This is a genomic window from Pseudomonas fluorescens (assembly GCF_019212185.1).
In the GTDB taxonomy this organism is placed as follows: Bacteria; Pseudomonadota; Gammaproteobacteria; order Pseudomonadales; family Pseudomonadaceae; genus Aquipseudomonas.
In genome coordinates, this window is record NZ_CP078138.1 from 2971902 (window position 1) to 2990702 (window position 18801).

Genomic DNA, 18801 nt, shown 5'->3' on the forward strand with positions numbered 1-18801 from the left:
GGAACGGGGTCAGGACGGATCGATCAGGCGGGTCGCTGGCCATTCGCCGGAGCGGCACATGTCGCGCACCACCTGGCCGATCAGCGCGCTGATCAACTCGCGTAATTTGCTGCTGGGCAGCGCCTCGCAGACGCAGATGCCGAGGGTGCGGAACATCACCCGCGGGGTGATCGGGTGGGCCACCAGGCGACCTTCGGCGACCTCGCGCAGGGCCAGGTTGAGCGGCATGATGCTCGGGCCGATGCCAGCTTCCACCGCACTCTTGAGGATGTGCACCGAGTTGACTTCCATGGCCACCCGCGAAGGCGGCAACTGTTGCTCGGCCAGGGCCTGGTCGACAAAGGCGCGGGTACTGTGGCTGTGGGCGCGGCTGGGAAACACCAGGGGTTGCGCCACCGCCTCGGCCAGGGTCACGTCGCCGGCGGCCGGCATGTCGGGGGCATCGGCACGGTGGATCAGGTAGAAGTCCTCCTCAATCAGTGGGCTGAAGCTGACTTCTGACGGCAGGCCGATGCGGGTGAACAGGGCGATGTCGACCCGACCACGCACCAGTTGATCCACCAGGTTGCCGGTGAGCTCTTCATTCAGATGCAACTGCACCTGCGGGTAAGTGCGGGCCACGGCCTGCAGCAAGGGCAGAGCGAGGATGGTCGCCACGCTTTGCGGCAATGCGACCACGATCGAGCCGCTGAGGGCCGCCGCATCGGGGTTGACCGCCGCCTTGGCCGCGTCCAGTTGCTTGAGCATGCCCTGGGCGTATTCGTAGAACACTTTGCCGGCTTCGTTGACCACGATCCCGCTGTTGCTGCGATGAAACAGCTGCGCACCGAGCTCGGCCTCCAGCGCTGACATCTGCTTGCTAAGGGCCGACTGCACCACATGAATGTCCCGCGAAGCCCGGGACAGACTGCCGGCATCGACCACCGCGACGAAGTATTTGAGTTGCCTGATTTCCATAAGCATTCCTGCTGCAGCGGGGCGGTTGCGGTCACTCGGCCGGCGTGCCACGGGCGAAGATCTTGCCCGGGTTCATCAGTTGCCGGGGGTCGAGGGCGGCCTTGATCGCGGCCATGATAGCCACCGCGTGCGGCCCGTGCTCCTGCTCCATGAAGCCTTGCTTGGTCAGGCCGATGCCGTGCTCGCCGGTGCACGAACCCTGCATCGCAATCGCTCGTTCGGCCAGCCGATGGGCGACGTCTTCGGCGCGCTGTACTTCGTCTGGATCGTTGGGGTCGACGAGGATCACCGCATGGAAATTGCCATCGCCGACATGCCCGAAGATCGGCGCCAGCAGGCCGTTTTCCTGGAGATCGGCGGCGGTGGCCTCGATGCATTCGGCCAGGCGCGAGATCGGCACCACGGCGTCGGTGGTCAGGGTGCGGCAGCCGGGACGCAGGGCAGTGGCGGCGAAATAACCGTCGTGGCGCGCCTGCCACAGGCGGCTGCGGTCTTCGGGATGGACTGCCCAGTCGAAGTCCTGACCGCCGTGTTCGTCGGCGAGCATGCGCACCATGTCCACCTGTTCCTTGACCCCCGCTTCGGAGCCATGCAGCTCGAAAAACAGCGACGGCGCTTCGTGCAGGCTGGTCTTGCTGTAGGCGTTGAGCGCGCGGACGGTGAGGGTGTCGATCAGTTCGATGCGGGCAATCGGCACCCCCAGTTGAATGGCCTGGATCACCGTGCGCACCGCCTGGTCGACGCTGGGGAAATTGCACACCGCCGCGCAGATCGCTTCCGGGATCGGGTGCAGCTTGACCGTCAGTTCTGCCACCGTGGCCAGGGTGCCGCCGGAGCCGATCAGCAGGTGCCCGAGGTCATAGCCGGCCGAAGATTTGCGTGCCCGCCCACCGGTGTGCAGGACGCGACCGTCGGCCAGCACCGCAGTCATTGCCAGCACGTTTTCGCGCATGGTGCCGTAGCGCACGGCGTTGGTACCCGAGGCACGGGTGGCGGCCATGCCACCCAGCGACGCATCGGCGCCGGGGTCGATGGGGAAGAACAGGCCGGTGCCGTGCAGGGCGGCGTTCAGTTGTTTGCGGGTCACGCCGGGTTGCACGGTGACGTCCATGTCGTCGATGCGCACGTCGAGAATCTGGTTCATCGCCGACAGGTCGATGCACACCCCGCCATGCACCGCGTGCACCCAGCCTTCCAGGGAACTGCCACTGCCGTACGGAATAATCGGCACCCGGTAGCGATGGCAGGCCTGCTGCACGGCGACGATTTCGTCCAGGTGATTGACGAAGGCCACGGCTTGCGGCGGCATCGGGTCGAGGGCGGAAATGTCGCGGCCATGGTGTTCGCGGACACTGGCGGACGTGCTCAGGCGTGAACCGAGCAATTGGCTCAGCTCCGCGAGCAGGGCCTCGGGCAGGGGCGGGAAAGCAGGTGTGGCGGGGGCGGTGGGCAGCATCGAGCGGTCTCCAGTCTTATTGTTCCTCAGGGCGGTCAATTGCCGGACCCGGGGTGGGGGAGTTGTCCATATCCTAGCTGCATGGCGGGGGTGTTAGTCGTGCAGAATAGAGATGGCGCCATCGCGACGGCAGATAGCGCGGGTCTCGGCTCACGCGCCACGGACTTGCCGCTGGACCCTGTCAGCGGGCCGCGATATCGTGCGCGACGCGCTGTTCCCGCCATCGATGAATGAAAGGATTGTTCATGTCAGTTGTGTTGAAAAGTCGGCTATTTGCCGTGTTGATCGGTGTGCTGTTTATCGTGTTCGATCAGTGGGTCAAGGTGCAGGCGCTGGTCAAATTGTCCGCCGAGAGTTTCCGCTTTGGCAGTGAGTTTGCCTGGCTGGACGTTGCCTTGAGCCTGAATCCGGGGGCCTTCCTCAGCCTGGGTGCGGGGCTGGATCCGCAGGTCAAGCAGCTGATTTTCATTGTTGGTGTGGGCGCCGTGGTCGTCTGGGCCGCAGGGTGGTCGCTTGCGCGCTGGGTGACCACTCCGGTCAAGGCGGCAGCGATGTATTTGATTGCCTTGGGCGGCGTGTCGAACCTGATCGACCGAGTGTTTCGCCAGGGGCATGTGGTGGATTACCTGGTGCTGAACCTCGGGCCGCTGCACACCGGGGTGTTCAACATTGCCGATATCGCGATCATGGTCGGGGCGGGGGTGTTGTTGCTGGCGGAGATCAGGAAGGGGCGGGGGTAGAACTGACACCTCGATATCGCGAGCAGGCTCGCTCCCACAAGGTTTTGCAGCGACCACAAGTATTGTGGTCGACCACAAATTCTGTGGGAGCCAGCCTGCTGGCTAAAGCGGTGTGTCAGTCAACAAAGAGGTTGAATGTGCCGGTGTACTAACCCAGATTCCGCTTCAACTCGGCAATATGCTCCGGGCCGATGCCGCAGCAGCCGCCGATCATGCTCAGGCCGCGTTGCTGCCAGTCGCGGGCCCATACCAGGTAACCGGCAGGGTCGAGGTCGGCGCGCAGTTCGTCGAGACCGTCGTTGGCCTTGGCTTCCTTGGGTTGCGGCGGGAAGGCGTTGGCGTAGGCGCCGATGGCGATGTCCTGGCCCAGGCGGCGGATGACCGACTGCGCGACGTCCACCGCGTCGCCGATCACTTCCGGCTGGCTGCAGTTGAACAGCACCGCCGCCACACCCAGTTTGGCGACCGCTTCGATGGCCTCGGCCACCGGCTCGCCGGAGCGCAGGCGCGGGGTTTCGTCGACCTCTTCGTCACGCAGGGTGAAGGACACCCAAAACGGCTTGCCATCCGCCGGCAGCAGGGCATGGATGGCCTGTACCTCGGCGATCGAGCTTTGGGTTTCCGCCAGCCACAGGTCGACATGGGGTGCCAGGCCTTGCAGCAGCGGTGTGAGGAGTTCCGCGACCCGCTCCGGCTGGAACAGATCCGGACGGTAGGAACCGAACAACGGCGGCAGCGAACCGGCGACCTTGACCGGTTGAGGGGCAGCGTCCGCCGCCGTGCGCGCCAGTTGCCCGGCGGTGGCCGCGAGCGCCAGGCCTTCGCGGGCAAAACGCTCTTCACCAATATGGAAGGGCACCACCGCGTAGCTGTTGCTGGTGATCACCTGGGCCCCGGCGGCGATAAACGCGGCATGCACGCCAATCACTTTGTCCGGCGCTTCGCTGAGGGCCAGCGCCGACCACTCGGGCTGGCGAAAGGGGGCGCCGCTGCGCTGCAATTCGCGGCCCATGCCGCCATCGAGAATCACCATCGGTCACGCTCCCATATATCTTTTTCGAAGGTTCTTATGAACAAAATTCACTTTGTTCTTACTGCTTATAACTATTAAATACCTTGAATTAAATTTCAAATAATTTTCAGGTATTTGCATGCGTTTACCTTCCTTGTTGGGCGCGGGTCTTGTCGTACTCGCTGCAGCGTCTCAAGCCTTCGCCGGTGCCACCCTTGATCGCGTCGAATCTCGTAAGGAAGTGGTCAACGTGCTGATGGAGAGCTATCCGCCGTTCTCTTTCCTCAATGAGCAAAACCAGCTCGACGGTTTTGACGTCGACGTGGCCAAGGCGGTCGCCGAGAAGCTGGGCGTCAAGCTGCGTCTGGAGACTCCTTCGTGGGACGTAATCGCCGCCGGTCGCTGGAGCGGTCGCTACGATATTTGCATCTGCTCGATGACCCCGAGCAAGGCGCGGGCCGAAGTGTTCGATTTCCCGGTGGAGTACTACGCATCGCCGGCGGTGATCGTGGTCAACGCCAAGGATGAGCGCATCCATTCGGCCAAGGACTTGAATAACCTCAAGGTCGGCCTCACCAGCGCCTCCAGCTATGAGAGCTACCTGAATAAGAACCTGGTGATCGAAGGCGCCGAAGAGCAGAAGATCGACTACCCCTTCGACGCGGTACAGATCGCCCCCTATGACACCGACAACGTCGCCTTCCAGGACCTCGGCCTCGGCGCCGGTGTGCGCCTGGACGCGATCCTCACCAACCTGGTGACCGCGCAACCACGCCTCAACCAGGACCAGCGCTTCAAGCTGGCCGGTCCCGCGCTCTATGAAGAGCCTAACTCGGTGGCCATCGAAAAGGGCGATCCAGAGTGGGACGCGAAAGTCCGCCAGGTATTCGCCGAGCTGAAGGCTGACGGCACCCTGGCCAAGCTGTCGCAGAAATGGATCGGCGCCGACATCAGCAAATGAGTGCTCCCCAACCCCCTCTGAAACCCGTCGTCGCATCGACGGGTTCGCGCCTGCCCGGCTTTCGCGTGCGCCTGTACCTGACCTGGCTGGGGCTGTTCGTGATGTTCGTCGCGTTCTTCCTCAGCTTCGATTTGAAGTTCTCGATCATCGTCGAGAAGTTCCCCTACCTGGCCGGTTTCAAACTCGGACCCAACGGCTTCCTGCAGGGCGCGGCGCTGACGTTGTTCCTGTGCCTGTGTTCGATGCTGGTGTCGGTGCTGCTGGGGTTTGCCGCGGCATTGGCCCGACTGTCCAGTAGCGCGGTGCTGGTGGGGATCGCCAGCTTCTACACCTCGTTCTTTCGTGGCACGCCGCTGCTGATTCAGATCCTGCTGATCTACCTCGGCCTGCCGCAGTTGGGCCTGGTGCCGGGGGCGATCAGCGCCGGGATCATCGCCCTGTCGCTGAACTACGGCGCCTACCTCAGCGAAATCTTCCGCGCTGGCCTGCTCGGCGTCGCCCGCGGCCAGAGCGAAGCGGCGCTGGCGCTGGGCATGCGCCCGCGACAGATTCTCTTCCACATCATCCTGCCGCAAGCGATGCGGGTGATCATTCCGCCGACCGCCAACCAGGCCATCTCGATGCTCAAGGACTCCTCCCTGATCTCGGTGATGGGCGTCTGGGAAGTGATGTTCCTTGCCCAATCCTATGGCCGTTCCAGCTACCGCTACCTGGAAATGCTGACCACCGCCGCGGTGATCTACTGGGTGCTGTCGATCTCCCTGGAACTGATCCAGGCCCGGCTGGAAAGGCGCTTTGGCAAGGCCTATCAGCGTTAGGGACGAGTAAGCTGCGGTACTGCAGGCGGTGTGCGCATTGTTGCCGGACTAGCGCCCGTGGACGCCTGCTGGAAACGGCGGTGAATCCCCGGCACAGAGGCCGGGGAGCAGCGGGGCGAGGGGCTTAGCGGAACGCTGGGACCACGTGCTTGATGAACAGCTCCAGGGACTTTTTCTTTTCCGCGTGGGGCAGGCTGTTGTCGCACCAGAAGCTGAACTCGTCGACACCCAGTTCCTGGTAGTACTGGATGCGCGGAATGATTTCTTCCGGGGTGCCGATCATTGCCGTCTTGTGCAGGCTGTCCAGTTCGAACTCCGGGCGGCCGGCGAATTTCTCTTCCGGGCTTGGGTCGAGGAAGCCGTTGACCGGGGTCACCTTATTGCCGAACCAGGCATCGAAGGTGCGGTAGAACTTCGCGATTGCCCGCGCCCCGACTTTCCAGCCTTCGCGGTCTTCGGCGGTGTGCACGTGGGTGTGACGCAGCACCATCAGTTGTGGGCGCGGCACGTCCGGGTTGTTGTCGAGGGCGGCCTGGAATTTGTTCTTCAGGTCGAGGACTTCTTCGTCGCCCTTCATCAGCGGCGTGACCATGACATTGCAACCGTTGGCCACGGCGAAGTTGTGCGAATCCGGGTCACGGGCGGCGATCCACATCGGCGGGTTCGGCTGCTGGATCGGCTTGGGCACGCTGGTGGAGGTGGGGAATTTCCAGATGTCGCCGTCATGGGCGTAATCGCCTTGCCACAGGGCGCGGACCACCGGGACCATTTCTCGCAGGGCCTGGCCACCGCTGGAGGCAGGCATGCCGCCGGCCATGCGGTCGAACTCGACCTGGTAAGCGCCACGGGCCAGACCGACTTCCATCCGACCGTTGCTGATCACGTCGAGCAAGGCGCACTCACCGGCGACCCGCAACGGGTGCCAGAACGGCGCGATGATGGTGCCGGCGCCGAGGTGGATAGTGGTGGTTTTGGCCGCGAGATAAGCCAGCAGTGGCATCGGGCTGGGCGAAATGGTGTATTCCATGGCGTGGTGTTCGCCGATCCACACCGTGTTGAAACCACCGGCTTCGGCCATCAGCGTCAGCTCGGTCAGGTCTTCGAACAGCTGGCGGTGGCTGACGCTTTCGTCCCAACGTTCCATGTGTACGAACAGGGAAAATTTCATGACGCTTACCTCGGATCTCTTGTGGTCGCCCCATCGACTGCGAGGCTGTTGGTTATTGGTATACCATAATACGAAACAGGTTCAAATATTTCTCTCTGGTCAGTGAGCAACCTGTGGGAGCGCAATACCGGAGATCACGCCGGAACCGGCAGCGCCCCCATCTTGCCGTGGCAATACACCAGTGGGGCGGCGGTCTGTTGCGGGACAATGAGGTTCTTTACGGCGCCGACCATGATCGCGTGATCGCCGCCTTCGTATTCGCGCCACAATTCACATTCGATGACCGCCGTTGCGTTGGCCAGGATCGGGTTGCCCAGTTCGCTCAGCGTCCACTCGATGCCCTGGGCCTTGTCCTTGCCCTTGCGTGCGAAGGCATAGGCTTCGTTTTGCTGGCCGCCGGAAAGGACGTGGATGGCGAAGCGCTTGTTCTTGATCAACACGGGATAGGAGTCGGAGCTGTAGTTGGGGCAGAACAGCACCAGGGCCGGGTCCATCGACAACGAGCTGAAGGCGCTGGCGGTCAGGCCGACGATCTGGCCGTCGTCATCCAGGGTGGTAATGACGGTCACGCCGGACGGGAACGAGCCCATGACTTGTTTGTAGATGGCGGCATCGATCATTGGACGGTCCTCAAGGGAAAAGCGTGATTTTTATGTGCTTGTAGGTCTGATGGTATACCGTAATACATCTTATGCAAGGTCTTTTTGGCTGATCCGATAAACGTAGCCTATTTTGGTTCGGCTCAATGTTTACGGGGCTTGCAGCGAATCGACAAGGATCTGCAGCGCCCTGGATTGCAGATCAGATGGGCTTTTCAACACCGGAGCAGTCTTGTGAAAAGTTTGGAATACCATAATATGGCTCGCATCTGAGGGGCGGCCACAGAGTCCCCCCGGTTTGGCTTCGTACAACGATAAGAACAGACAAACTCGAGTTCATGCATATGTCCCAGATGTCCCGGCAAGATCCGTTGATCGAGAACCGCACGGTCGACTACGTTCCTCTCGCAGAGCGCCATGGGAAGGCCCGCGATCTCTTTACCCTATGGTTCAGCACCAACATCGCGCCACTGCCGATCGTCACCGGTGCGATGGTGATCCAGGTGTTCCATCTGGACCTGTGGTGGGGCCTGCTGGCGATTGTCCTCGGGCATATGGTCGGCGGCCTGGTGATTGCCCTGGCTTCCGCCCAGGGGCCGCGCATGGGGATTGCGCAGATGGTGCAGAGTCGCGCCCAGTTCGGTCGTTACGGCGCGCTGTTGATCGTGTTCTTCGCGGCACTGATCTACGTCGGCTTCTTCATCTCCAACATCGTCCTGGCGGGCAAGTCGATCGTCGGCATCGCGCCTTCGGTGCCGGTGCCGGCAAGCATTCTGATCGGCGCCCTCAGCGCCACGGCCATCGGAGTGATTGGCTATCGGTTCATCCATACCCTGAATCGGATTGGCACCTGGGTCATGGGCAGCGCGCTGCTGGCCGGCTTCCTCTACATCTTTGCCCATGAACTGCCGGCCGACTTCTTTACCCGTGGTGGTTTTAACCTGTCGGGTTGGTTGGCCACGGTGTCGCTGGGGATCATCTGGCAGATCAGCTTCTCGCCCTATGTCTCGGATTATTCGCGGTACCTGCCGGCCGACATCGGCATCACCCGGCCGTTTTTCGCCACCTACCTGGGCGCGACTCTGGGCACCATTCTGTCCTTCAGCTTCGGCGCGGTGGCGGTGCTGGCGACCCCGCAAGGCACCGAGGCGATGACGGCGGTCAAGCAGTCCACCGGCTGGCTGGGACCGATCCTGATGGTTCTGTTCCTGCTCAACATCATCAGCCACAACGCTTTGAACCTATACGGCGCGGTGCTCTCGATCATCACCTCGATCCAGACCTTCGCCAGTCAATGGACCCCGAGCATCAAGGTGCGGGTAGTGTTGTCGAGCCTGGTGCTGGCGGGCTGCTGCCTGGTGGCGCTGGGCGCCTCGGCGGACTTCATCGCGCAGTTCATCGGCCTGATTCTGGCGCTGTTGCTGGTGCTGGTGCCCTGGGCGTCGATCAACCTGATCGACTTCTATGTGATCAAGCGCGGCCATTACGACATCGCCTCGATCTTCCGCGCCGATGGCGGGATTTACGGACGCTTCAATCTGCATGCGATTGTCGCGTACTTCATCGGGATCATGGTGCAGCTGCCGTTTGCCAATACCTCGCTGTACGTCGGGCCTTACGCCAATCTGGTGGAGGGCGCGGATCTGTCCTGGCTGGTGGGGTTGTTGGTGACTTGTCCGCTTTATTACTGCCTGGCGACGCGGAGGCGGGGGCGTGCTGGTCGGGTGGCGCGGCTGAGGTTTGCTGATTGAGGTGAGGTGGTCGATCGCAAAATCTGCATGCCTCGCAGATCCACTTCAGGAGCGAGCCGGCTTCGGGCGGCGTTCCGACAAGCCAGCGCCTACACGGGATTAATCTGCGGTGATTGCAGATATCGCCGCAGCCCGACACAATCGCGCCCCCGATCCGGCGGTGGGTGCCGGAGGTTGTTGCTGAATAGGCGTTGCCATTGAACGAACAGACATTGTCCCAACGCCTGGAACGCGTCGCGGCGCAGGTGCCGGTGGGCGCGCGGTTGGCCGATATCGGCTCGGATCACGGTTATCTGCCGGTGGCCCTGCTGCGCCGTGGCCGGATTACTGCAGCGGTAGCGGGGGAGGTGGCGTTGACGCCGTTTCGCGCTGCCGAGCGCTGCGTGCGTGAAAACGATCTGCAGCACGCGATCAGCGTGCGCCTGGCCAGCGGCCTGGCGGCCATCGAGGCACAGGACCGGATCGACGCCATCAGTCTGTGCGGCATGGGTGGCGAGACCATCCGTGACATCCTCGACGCTGGCAAGGATCGCCTGAGCGGTACGGAGCGGCTGATCCTGCAGCCCAACGGCGGTGAACAACCTCTGCGCCAATGGCTGATGGAAAACGGCTACCGCATTGTCTTCGAGGAAGTGCTGCGGGAAAACCGCTTCTATTACGAGATCATCGTCGCCGAGCGCAGCGGCCCGGTGCAGTACAGCCCCGAGCAACTGTACTTCGGCCCCCTGCAACTGCAGGCCCGCAGCCCGGCCTTCCTGGCCAAGTGGCAACGCCTGCTGCGCGAACGGCACAAGACCCTCGACCAGTTCGCCCGGGCGCGGCAGGCGGTGCCCGAGGTCAAGCTCGAGGATCTGCAGCGGCAGGTGCGCTGGATCACCGAACTGCTCGGCTGACCAAGCCCGTCAGGCCATCGCCCGCCGACTACTGCGCTGATCCAGCACTTGCACCATCAGGCAGGCATACAGCGTCACCAGGATAAACAGCCCCATGCGCACCGCGAAGGCGGTCTGCACGTCCTTGCCGGCGGCGCTGTCCTGCACCGACTGGCCGAGCAGGATGATCATGGTCACCAGCGTGTTGAGCCAGAACCCCGGGCTGAGCCGGGTCGGGGTCAGACGATAGAGCTTGCGCCCGACCCACAAACCAAACAGCAGCATCCATAAAAAAAACATCCACAGATGCACAAACAGACTCAGCGCGCCCCAGAACAGCACGGCAAGAAGACCGCCGAGCAGGGTCGAGCCGAGCAGTTCACGCCCGGCATGCCGGGTGCCGGTGGTGGAGCTTTGCTGGCCGAGGCTGACCGCCTTGAGGATGATCGGCAGGTAGCTGGCCGGGTCGAGCAGCGCCAGGAGGAAAGCCGGCAGCACGATCAGCGTGGCGCGCAGGGCGATCCGCGTGACTTCGCTGGCCGACAGCAGCGCCGCAGCCGCCGGGGTCGGGGCGTTGCCGGGTTCGGGAAACAGCCAGTGACTGACGCCGACCATCAGCACCGCGAGAAACAGGCCGCGTACCAGTGCATTGATCACCATCACCGCCAGGCCGAAGTCGGCGACGCCGGCAGCGGAGATCATGGTCAGGCCGATGATCAGGAAGGTCACAATCAGGTTGTTGGCGCCGCGCAGGCCCATGCGAAACACCACGAACAGCCCAACGCCCACCAACAACACGGCGCTGAACGCGTAGTAGCGCAGCAGTGGAATCAGCAGCAGGCCGATGCCGGTGGTGAGCATGGCGATCAGCGCCAGGCCGATGCCGGCCTTGAGTTTCAGCGGTTGGTTCAGCGCGGTCAGCAGCAACACCGCCAACACTGGCGCGAGGAATGGAATCGGCAGGCCGAGGCCAAAGCTGGTCGCCAGGCACAGCGCGGTGCCGCTGGCCAGGCGCAGGGCGCGCTGGGCCTGCGGCGAGCGCTCAGTAGGCATAGGACAGCCAACTCATCAGGCGCAGAAACACCCGCCCGAGGGGATTAAGCAGGTTGCCTTCAGAGGGGAAGGCCATCACCTCGGCCTGGCCGCCGGCACGGATGCCGCCGTTGTCGCGCAGTTCGGCCAGGGCCGCCTGATCGAACTCGATGATCACCGGAAAGCGTTGCGCCGGACGCAGCCAGTCGCGGCTGTTCTGCACCGTTGGCAGGGTGCCGGGAGAAGTCGGCTGGCCGACGCTGACGCCATAGCCGACACTGCGCACGCGGCCGCCGAAGACCTGGCCGGGCAGGGCATCGAGAACAATCGAAATCGGCGTGTCGGGCTTGACCAGGCCGAGGTTGTTTTCGGTCATGTCGGCGCTGATCCAGACATCGTGGATCGCAATCAGGGTCATCACCGGCGAGCCCGCGCCGGCGAATTGCCCGGTGTCGGTGCGCAAATCAGTGATCAGCCCCGCCGAACGCGCGTGGACCCGGGTATTGGCCAGGTCCAGTTCGGCTTTCGACAAGGCACTGGCAGCGCTGCGCAACAGCGCGTTGTCTTCCTCGCTACCGCCTTCCTGCTCACGGGCGCGCTGCACTTCGGCTTGTGCCGCCGCCACCTGGCTCAGGGCTTGTTGGTAATTGGCCCGCGAAACCTCCAGCAGGCGCACGGAGATGGTCCCGCGGTCCTCGCGGTACAGACCTTCCAGGCGCTGATTGTCCTGGCGTGTCTTCAGTTCATTGGCCTGGGCCGCGCGCAGGTTAGCCTGGGCCGAGGCGATCCCGGCGGTGCTGGCACCGATTTGCCGGCGGGTTGATTCGAGGTCGGCACGGGCGCGGTCGACGGCGATCTGGTAGGGCTGCGGATCGACTTCGAACAACACGTCGCCGGCCTTGACGTCCTGGTTGTTGCGCACGTTGACCTTGATCACCCGGCCGGCCACTTCCGAGGCGACCGGAATCACAAAGGCGCCGACCCGCGCCTGTTGGGTGTAGGGGGTGAAACGGTCGGCCAGCAGGTACCAGGCCAGACTCAGGACAATCACCAACAGCACCCACTTGATGCTCTTGTTCACCGGTGCGGCGGCTGACGGGACTTCACTCATGCTTATCTACCTTGGATTCTGGGGGCGAGGCGGGTAGGCCGGCGTCAGGTTCCTGCAGCAGGTCGCCCCAGTCGCTGCGTTGTTCCATCAAGTGTTTGGTCGCCGGATCGACCCGCGCCTGGGCGCTGTACCAGCCGCCGCCGAGGGCGCGGTACAGGGCGATCAGGTTGCTCACCGCGCTGCTGCGGCTGAGCAGGTAATTATCCTGCTGGGCGAGCAATGCACTTTGCGCGTCGAGCACCCGCTGGAAATCGGAATAGCCCTCGCGGTATTGGGTGTTGGCCAGAACCAGCGAGCGCTGGGCGGCAAACGCGGCGTCGCGCAGAATGCGTTCGCGCTCCAGGGCCTTGGTCAGGCCGGTGGCGGCATCGTCGGCTTCGCGCGCGGCCTGGCGTACCTTGTCGCGATAGGCTTCGATCAACTGCTGCAGGCGCGCATCCTGGACCCGCACGTTATTGCTGATTCGGCCATGGTCGAAAATATTCCAGCGCAGGCTCGGACCGCCCACGACGTCCAGGCTGTTGGACGTACCGCCGACCGAATTGGCCGACCAGACGATGCTGCCGAGCAAGCTCAGGGACGGGTAGAAGTCAGCCTCGGCAACCCCGATCAGCGCCGACTGCGCGGCGACATTCAGTTCGGCGGCGCGCACATCCGGGCGGCGCAGCAGCAACTCGGCGGGCACGTCTTGCAGCACTGCACGGTCAATCAGCGGGATCAGGCCGGTGTTTTCCTGCAGCAGCGGCATCGGTCCGGGGGCCTGGCCGATCAGGATCGCCAGCGCGTTGCGGGTCCGCGCCGCCTGGTCTTCAAGGCTGGGGATGTTGCTCAAGGTGCCCAGGTACTGGGTTTTCGCCTGTTGCACGTCGAGTTCGGCGGTCTGGCCGCTGTTGAACAGTTTCTCGGTGATTTCAAAACTGCGCTGCTGTTGCACGGCGTTTTCCCGCGCCACCCGCAAGCGCGCTTCGGTGGTGCGCAGGGCGTAGTAGGTGTCGGCAACCTGTGAACGCAGCAGCACCAGCACGTCTTCGTAGTTGGCCTGGGCGGCGAAGTAGCTGGCGTCCGAGGATTCGATGGCGCGACTGAAACGGCCCCAGAAATCCATTTCCCAGCCGATGTCGAAGCCGGCACTGTATTGCCAGAATCCGCTGCTTTGCGGATTGCGCCCGCCGGCCTGGTCGCGGTTGACGTACAGGGTGTCGGCGCTGGCCTGTTGCAGTTGCGGGTAGCGCCCGCTTTGCGCAATGCCCAGTTGGGCACGGGCCTCCATGACCCGCAGGCCGGCGATTTTCAGGCTTGAGTTATAGGCGTCGGCCTGGGCGATCAGGCGGTCCAGCAGCGGGTCGTCGAAGATCCGCCACCATTGACGCAGGTCTGGATTGTCGCCGCGCTGGCTGGCGTGCTCTAGGGCGGCGCTGTTCCATTGCCGGGTCCAGGGTTCGGCGGGCGACTGGAAGTCCGGGCCCAGGCGCACGCAGCCGCCCAGCCCCAGAATACCCAGCAACAGCAAGTGTTGCGCCTGTCTGAATGTCACCATGGCAGGCGCGTCAGAGCGGTCGTTGCTCGTCCAGTGCAGGGACGGGCGGTTGATCCTTGACCCACTGCCAGAACACTTGATACGCCACGGCAAGGATCACCGGGCCGATGAACAGGCCGATGATGCCGTTGGAGACCATGCCGCCGAGGGCGCCGATCAGCACCACCGGCATCGGCACGTTGACCCCACGGCCCAGCAGCAGCGGCTTGAGCACGTTGTCCACCAGGCCGGCGATAAACACATAAATGGCGAAGATGACGGTGGCGGTACTCGCGCCCTCCGTGAAGAACACGAAGATGATCACCGGCAGGGTAATCAGGGTCACCGGCAACTGCATGATGCCCAGCAACAGGACCGCCATGGCCAGCAGGCCGGCAGCGGGAATGCCCATCAGCACGAAGCCAGCGCCCACCAGCAGCATCTGGATGAAGGCAATACCGATCACCCCCAGGGCCACCGCGCGAATGGTTGCGGTGCACAGTTCGGTGATGGAGGGGCCGCGAGCCGGGCCGCTAATCCGCGAAACGATCGCCACGGCGCTGCGGCTGCCGCTTTCGCCCCAGGCCATGACGATCCCGGCGATGATCAGGGCGAAGATGAACACCAGGAAACCCATGCCGGCCCCGGCCAGTTTGCTCAGCACCGAGAGGCTGAATTGCTTGATTTCGGGAATGTACTTCTGCACCAGGTCCGGCAGGTTGTCGGCGGCCTGGGCCCACAGGCTGTTCAGCGATTTGCCGATCAGCGGCCAGTTGGCCAGCGCTTCGGGCGGTGGCGGGATGTGCACGCTGTCCGATTTGATAATGGCCATGGCGCTTTCCACCGAGCCCACCAGTGAAGTCCCCAACAGATAGACCGGGACCATCAGAATGGCCACTGCAATCAGGATCATCAGGGTCGCGGTGTGGCCGCTGCGGGTGCCCAGCTTGCGTGCGAGACGGCCATGCAGGGGATAGAGGGTGATGGCGAGAATCACCGCCCACAGCATCAGATTGAGGAAGGGGCGGAAAATCTCGAAGCAGAACAGCACCATGACCGCGAGAATGCCCGCGCGAATCAGTACATCGAGCATTTCCCGGGAAAAGCTTCGGTCCAAGAGGGTAGAGGGGATCACGGATTGCCTCCGGTAGCGATTGGCCACGGCATGAAATAGGTAAATCCAGCATAGACGCTCATCCAGCAGTGGAGGGGAAACCTGCTGGCGTCTTTATAGGGAAGGACGGGGGCGACATTTGAGGGGCGAAGGCGGGCGACGGCGAATCAATAATTGTCATTAATGGGCGTGGTTGCGCGGCGATTACCGAAACCCAAGGGCTGTCCACTAAGGTCGGTTGTCCCTGGGTTACCAAATGTGACTAAAATGCCGACCGATGTTGCGTCGCGCAGCCCGTATTGTCCTGACATGTGGCCCTTGTTCGTGAAACTGATAATTGTCTCCCTCTACGTTCTATCCATCGCCTATGTGCACCTGCGTGGCCGGGTCCGGCACACACTGGGACGGCAGTTGAGCGATCATTCGACCTTTCTCGCGCCCATTAACAGCTTCCTCTACCTGTTCTCAAAATTGCCCAACCGGCCGTTCCTCGACCCCAAGGACTTTCCCGACCTGAGTCCGCTGCAGGCCAACTGGGAGATCATCCGCGAAGAGGGGCAGAACCTGCTCAAGGCCGGGGAAATCAAGCGCTCGGATGACTACAACGACGTTGGTTTCAATTCGTTCTTCAAGACCGGCTGGAAGCGCTTCTATTTGAAGTGGTATGGCGACAGCCACCCTTCGGCGACCAAGCTGTGCCCGCGTACCACCGAATTGGTGCAGGGCATTGGTTCGATCAAGGCGGCGATGTTTGCCGAGCTGCCGCCGGGCTCGAAACTGGTACGCCACCGCGACCCTTATGCCGGCTCTTATCGCTATCACCTGGGTCTGGACACCCCCAACGACCCTGGTTGCTACATCGAGGTTGACGGCGAGCGCTATCACTGGCGCGACGGCGAGCCGGTGATGTTCGACGAGACCTATATCCATTACGCGCAAAACACCACGCAGCAGAACCGCATCATCCTGTTCTGCGACGTTGAGCGCCCGCTGAAGTATCGCTGGGCGGCGGCGTTCAATGGTTGGTTCAGCCGCAACGTAATGGCCGCCGCCGGCGCGCCGAACGATGCTGGCGACAAGACCGGCGGGATTAATCGCGCGTTCGCCCGCCTGTACAAGATCCGCCTGCGGGGCAAGGCGCTGAAAAAGCGCAATCGCACGCGTTATTATCTGGAGAAGTGGGCGATTTTCGGCGGCCTGCTCGCGGTGCTCGTCTGGCTCTAGGGTTTCGTCGCCCCAAGGCGTTTCCACATTTTTGCGCTGATCCGCTGGCGATGCACCAGGCCGTCCCACGGGTCGGCCTTGAGCCTCAGCAGGCGCTCCTGCAGGTTAGCCACCGTCCATTGTTGTGCATTGCGCAGGCCATGGAGTTCGTCGCGGGAGATCGGCACCGACACCGGCAATCCTTCGCGGGCCCGCACCGAGTAGGGCGCAACGGTGCTGGCGCCACGGGCGTTACGCAGGTAATCAATGAAGATTTTGCCGATGCGGTTTTTCGGGCCCATGGTGGCGCTGAACCGTTCCGGCAATTGGTTGGCCATGAACTGGGCAATGGCCTTGGCGAACGCCTTGACCGTATCCCAGCCTTCCTTGCGCGCCAGCGGCACGATCAGGTGCATGCCCTTGCCGCCACTGGTTTTGAGGTACGCATCCAACGCCAGCTCATCGAGCACCGAGAGCAGCAGGTGGGTGGCTTCGAGCATGCTTTTCCACGGCAGCGCCGGGTCCAGGTCGAGGTCCAGCACGAACAGGTCAGGGGTTTCGATGGCATCCTGGGTCGCGCCCCAGGTGTGCAATTCGAGGGTGCCCATTTGCACTGCGCCCACCAGGGCCTGGAGGTTGTCGATCGCCATCAGTCGCGCGTGGCCAGGGTCGAGCTCGGCGGGCAGGTGGCTAATGTTGGGGATGGCCAGGCGCTCGGCGTGTTTCTGGAAGAACGGCTCGCCGCCGACACCCTCGGGCGCTCGCAGCAAGGACACCGGGCGATGGCGCAGGTGGGGCAGGATCCAGTCGCCGATGTCGGCGTAGAACTGTGCCACCTGCCATTTCTGTGTGCCGCTCTTGGCATCGATCAGCCGTTCGGGGTGGGTAATGCGCACGCCGGCCACCTCGGAGGGAGTGGCGGATGCGGCCTGTTCGTGGACGATTTCCTTGGCCGGCTTGTCGCTGCGCAGGGCGATAAAGGTGGCGTGGCGGATCAGTCCATCGTTGGTCCATTCGGCAAACTCGACTTCGCCGACCAATTGTGGCTTGACCCACTGCACGCCGCGCTTCTGGGCGCTGGTCAGTGGTTTGGCCAGCGGCGAGGCGTCGCGCGCCAGTGCTTGCAGTTGTTCATGCAACTGTTTCAGCGACTTCTGGTTGAAGCCGGTACCGACCCGCCCGGCGTAGACCAGGCCTTCATCGCCATTGACCGCCAGCAGCAATGCACCAAAACCGCTGCGCGAACCCTTGGGCGCGGTGTAGCCGACAATCACGAACTCCTGGCGCTGCCGGCACTTGAGCTTGATCCAGTCGCTGCTGCGCTTGCTCACGTACGGGCTGCCGGCGCGTTTGCCGATCACTCCTTCGAGCTGCAGGGTGCAAGCGCTTTCGAGGATGTCCTGGTGATGGGCGGTGAAGGCTTCGGAAAACCGCAGCAGCTTGCCCGGCCGACGCCCCAGGGCGGTTTTCAACGCGGCCCGGCGCTCTTCCACCGGCAGCTCACGCTGGTCAACACCCTTTAGAAAGGGCGCGTCGAACAGGAAATAGACCATGTCCAGAGTTCGGCCGATGTCGAAGGCGTTCTGCAACGCCTGAAAATCCGGCAGACCCTGTTCGTTGAGCACCACCAACTCGCCGTCCAGCCAGCTGCCATCGAGCTTCAGGCCTTCAAGGGCCTTGGCCTGGCGCGGCAGGCGCTCGGTCCAGTCATGGCCATTGCGGGTCAGTAGGCGCACTTGGCCGTGGTCGATTCGGGCCAGGATGCGGTAGCCGTCGAACTTGATCTCGTAGCTCCACTCGCCTTCGGGCGCTTGCTCCATCAGGGTCGCCAGTTGCGGGGCGAACTGTTCGGGCAGCGCGGTACTCACTTTGGCGGGTTTGCTACGGGCTTTATTTACCGGTGTGCGCTCGGCGATGCTGGCATCGCTGAGGACACTCTCGGGCAGCTCCTTGACCAGGTCGTAGTCGCCGATGGGCCGGGCCTGGGCGTCCTGTTCCTTGATCAGCAGCCACTGCTCCTTGTCGCCGCTGCCCTTGAGGCGGGTCTTGACCAGGGTCCAGTCGCCGCTGAGCTTTTCACCGACCAGGGTGAACTTGAGTTTGCCAGCCTTGTAGGCGGCCTTCGGCTCATCGTGGGGTTGCCAGATGCCTTGATCCCAGACGATCACGTCACCGGCACCGTACTGGCCGGCGGGGATGCTGCCCTCGAAACTGGCATAGCCCAGCGGATGGTCCTCGACATGCACCGCCAGGCGTTTCTGGCTCGGGTCCAGGCTCGGCCCCTTGGGCACCGCCCAGCTTTTCAGGGTGCCCGCAAGTTCCAGGCGAAAGTCGTAGTGCAGGTTGCGCGCATCGTGCTTCTGGATCACGAAGCGCAGGGCCGTCGGCGATTTTTTTGCGCCTTTGGCTGCCGGCGCTTCGGCAGGCTCGGAGGTGATATCAAAGTTGCGTTTGCGCGTGTACTCGCTGATGGCCTTGCTCACGGCTTCCG

16 protein-coding genes are annotated in these 18801 nt (G+C 63.1%); 6 read left to right on the top strand and 10 right to left on the bottom strand.

Translation table 11 applies throughout. From position 1 onward, the window contains the following. Positions 1–9: 9 nt before the first annotated feature. Positions 10–957: a LysR family transcriptional regulator gene (locus tag KW062_RS13435; RefSeq protein ID WP_027618409.1), complete on the bottom strand. Its 948-nt coding sequence runs from the start codon at positions 955–957 to the stop codon at positions 10–12. Positions 958–988: 31 nt separating this feature from the next. Beyond that, positions 989–2413 carry an FAD-binding oxidoreductase gene (locus KW062_RS13440; RefSeq protein ID WP_027618408.1) on the bottom strand — a complete coding sequence of 475 codons (1425 nt, stop codon included), beginning with the start codon at positions 2411–2413 and terminating at the stop codon, positions 989–991. 245 nt (positions 2414–2658) lie between these two features. Between KW062_RS13440 and KW062_RS13445 the strand changes: the two genes are divergently transcribed. Continuing rightward, the gene (locus KW062_RS13445) at positions 2659–3153 is read left to right on the top strand and encodes a signal peptidase II (protein WP_105755767.1); all 495 of its coding nucleotides are present in this window, start codon (positions 2659–2661) and stop codon (positions 3151–3153) included. Positions 3154–3301: 148 nt separating this feature from the next. On the opposite strand, the gene KW062_RS13450 is transcribed toward KW062_RS13445, so the two are convergent. Next, positions 3302–4186 (bottom strand): homocysteine S-methyltransferase family protein, encoded by an 885-nt coding sequence (locus tag KW062_RS13450; RefSeq protein ID WP_027618406.1) that lies wholly within the window; start codon positions 4184–4186, stop codon positions 3302–3304. 118 nt (positions 4187–4304) lie between these two features. Here KW062_RS13450 and KW062_RS13455 point away from each other — a divergent pair, with 118 nt between their 5' ends. Next, positions 4305–5126 (top strand): ABC transporter substrate-binding protein, encoded by an 822-nt coding sequence (locus tag KW062_RS13455; RefSeq protein ID WP_105755766.1) that lies wholly within the window; start codon positions 4305–4307, stop codon positions 5124–5126. Beyond that, entirely contained in the window at positions 5123–5944 is an 822-nt protein-coding gene (locus tag KW062_RS13460; RefSeq protein WP_027618404.1) for an amino acid ABC transporter permease, read from the top strand. Before KW062_RS13455 ends, KW062_RS13460 begins: the two co-directional genes overlap by 4 nt. Before the next feature lie 124 nt (positions 5945–6068). Here KW062_RS13460 and KW062_RS13465 read toward each other — a convergent pair whose 3' ends face one another. After that, positions 6069–7112 (bottom strand): LLM class flavin-dependent oxidoreductase, encoded by a 1044-nt coding sequence (locus KW062_RS13465; protein ID WP_027618403.1) that lies wholly within the window; start codon positions 7110–7112, stop codon positions 6069–6071. Positions 7113–7246: 134 nt separating this feature from the next. After that, entirely contained in the window at positions 7247–7732 is a 486-nt protein-coding gene (locus KW062_RS13470) for a flavin reductase family protein (protein WP_105755765.1), read from the bottom strand. Positions 7733–8055: 323 nt separating this feature from the next. Between KW062_RS13470 and KW062_RS13475 the strand changes: the two genes are divergently transcribed. Together KW062_RS13475 and KW062_RS13480 are read left to right on the top strand one after the other, a co-directional pair. Continuing rightward, entirely contained in the window at positions 8056–9462 is a 1407-nt protein-coding gene (locus KW062_RS13475) for a purine-cytosine permease family protein (RefSeq protein WP_105755764.1), read from the top strand. Between the two features lie 197 nt (positions 9463–9659). Further along, entirely contained in the window at positions 9660–10355 is a 696-nt protein-coding gene (locus KW062_RS13480; RefSeq protein ID WP_027618400.1) for a tRNA (adenine(22)-N(1))-methyltransferase, read from the top strand. A 9-nt stretch (positions 10356–10364) separates the two neighbouring features. On the opposite strand, the gene KW062_RS13485 is transcribed toward KW062_RS13480, so the two are convergent. The 4 genes from KW062_RS13485 to KW062_RS13500 are packed head-to-tail and all read right to left on the bottom strand — an operon-like array spanning position 10365 to position 15128. Continuing rightward, on the bottom strand, positions 10365–11387 hold the full coding sequence (locus KW062_RS13485; RefSeq protein WP_027618399.1) for a DUF2955 domain-containing protein: 1023 nt from the start codon (positions 11385–11387) through the stop codon (positions 10365–10367). After that, positions 11377–12477 carry an HlyD family secretion protein gene (locus KW062_RS13490; protein WP_105755762.1) on the bottom strand — a complete coding sequence of 367 codons (1101 nt, stop codon included), beginning with the start codon at positions 12475–12477 and terminating at the stop codon, positions 11377–11379. Before KW062_RS13490 ends, KW062_RS13485 begins: the two co-directional genes overlap by 11 nt. Next, positions 12470–14014, bottom strand: a complete 1545-nt coding sequence (locus tag KW062_RS13495) for an efflux transporter outer membrane subunit (protein ID WP_105755761.1) — start codon at positions 14012–14014, stop codon at positions 12470–12472. Before KW062_RS13495 ends, KW062_RS13490 begins: the two co-directional genes overlap by 8 nt. A 10-nt stretch (positions 14015–14024) precedes the next feature. Next, positions 14025–15128 carry an AI-2E family transporter gene (locus KW062_RS13500; protein WP_105755760.1) on the bottom strand — a complete coding sequence of 368 codons (1104 nt, stop codon included), beginning with the start codon at positions 15126–15128 and terminating at the stop codon, positions 14025–14027. A gap of 303 nt (positions 15129–15431) precedes the next feature. On the opposite strand from KW062_RS13500, the gene lpxO reads away from it, so the two are divergent. Next, positions 15432–16331, top strand: coding sequence for a lipid A hydroxylase LpxO (gene lpxO, locus KW062_RS13505; protein ID WP_105755774.1), 900 nt, complete (start codon positions 15432–15434; stop codon positions 16329–16331). Here the strand turns inward: lpxO and ligD are convergent. After that, a complete protein-coding gene (gene ligD, locus KW062_RS13510; RefSeq protein ID WP_105755759.1) occupies positions 16328–18793 on the bottom strand; it encodes a DNA ligase D in 2466 nt (821 codons plus the stop codon). The genes lpxO and ligD overlap by 4 nt on opposite strands. Between the last annotated feature and the right edge of the window lie 8 nt (positions 18794–18801).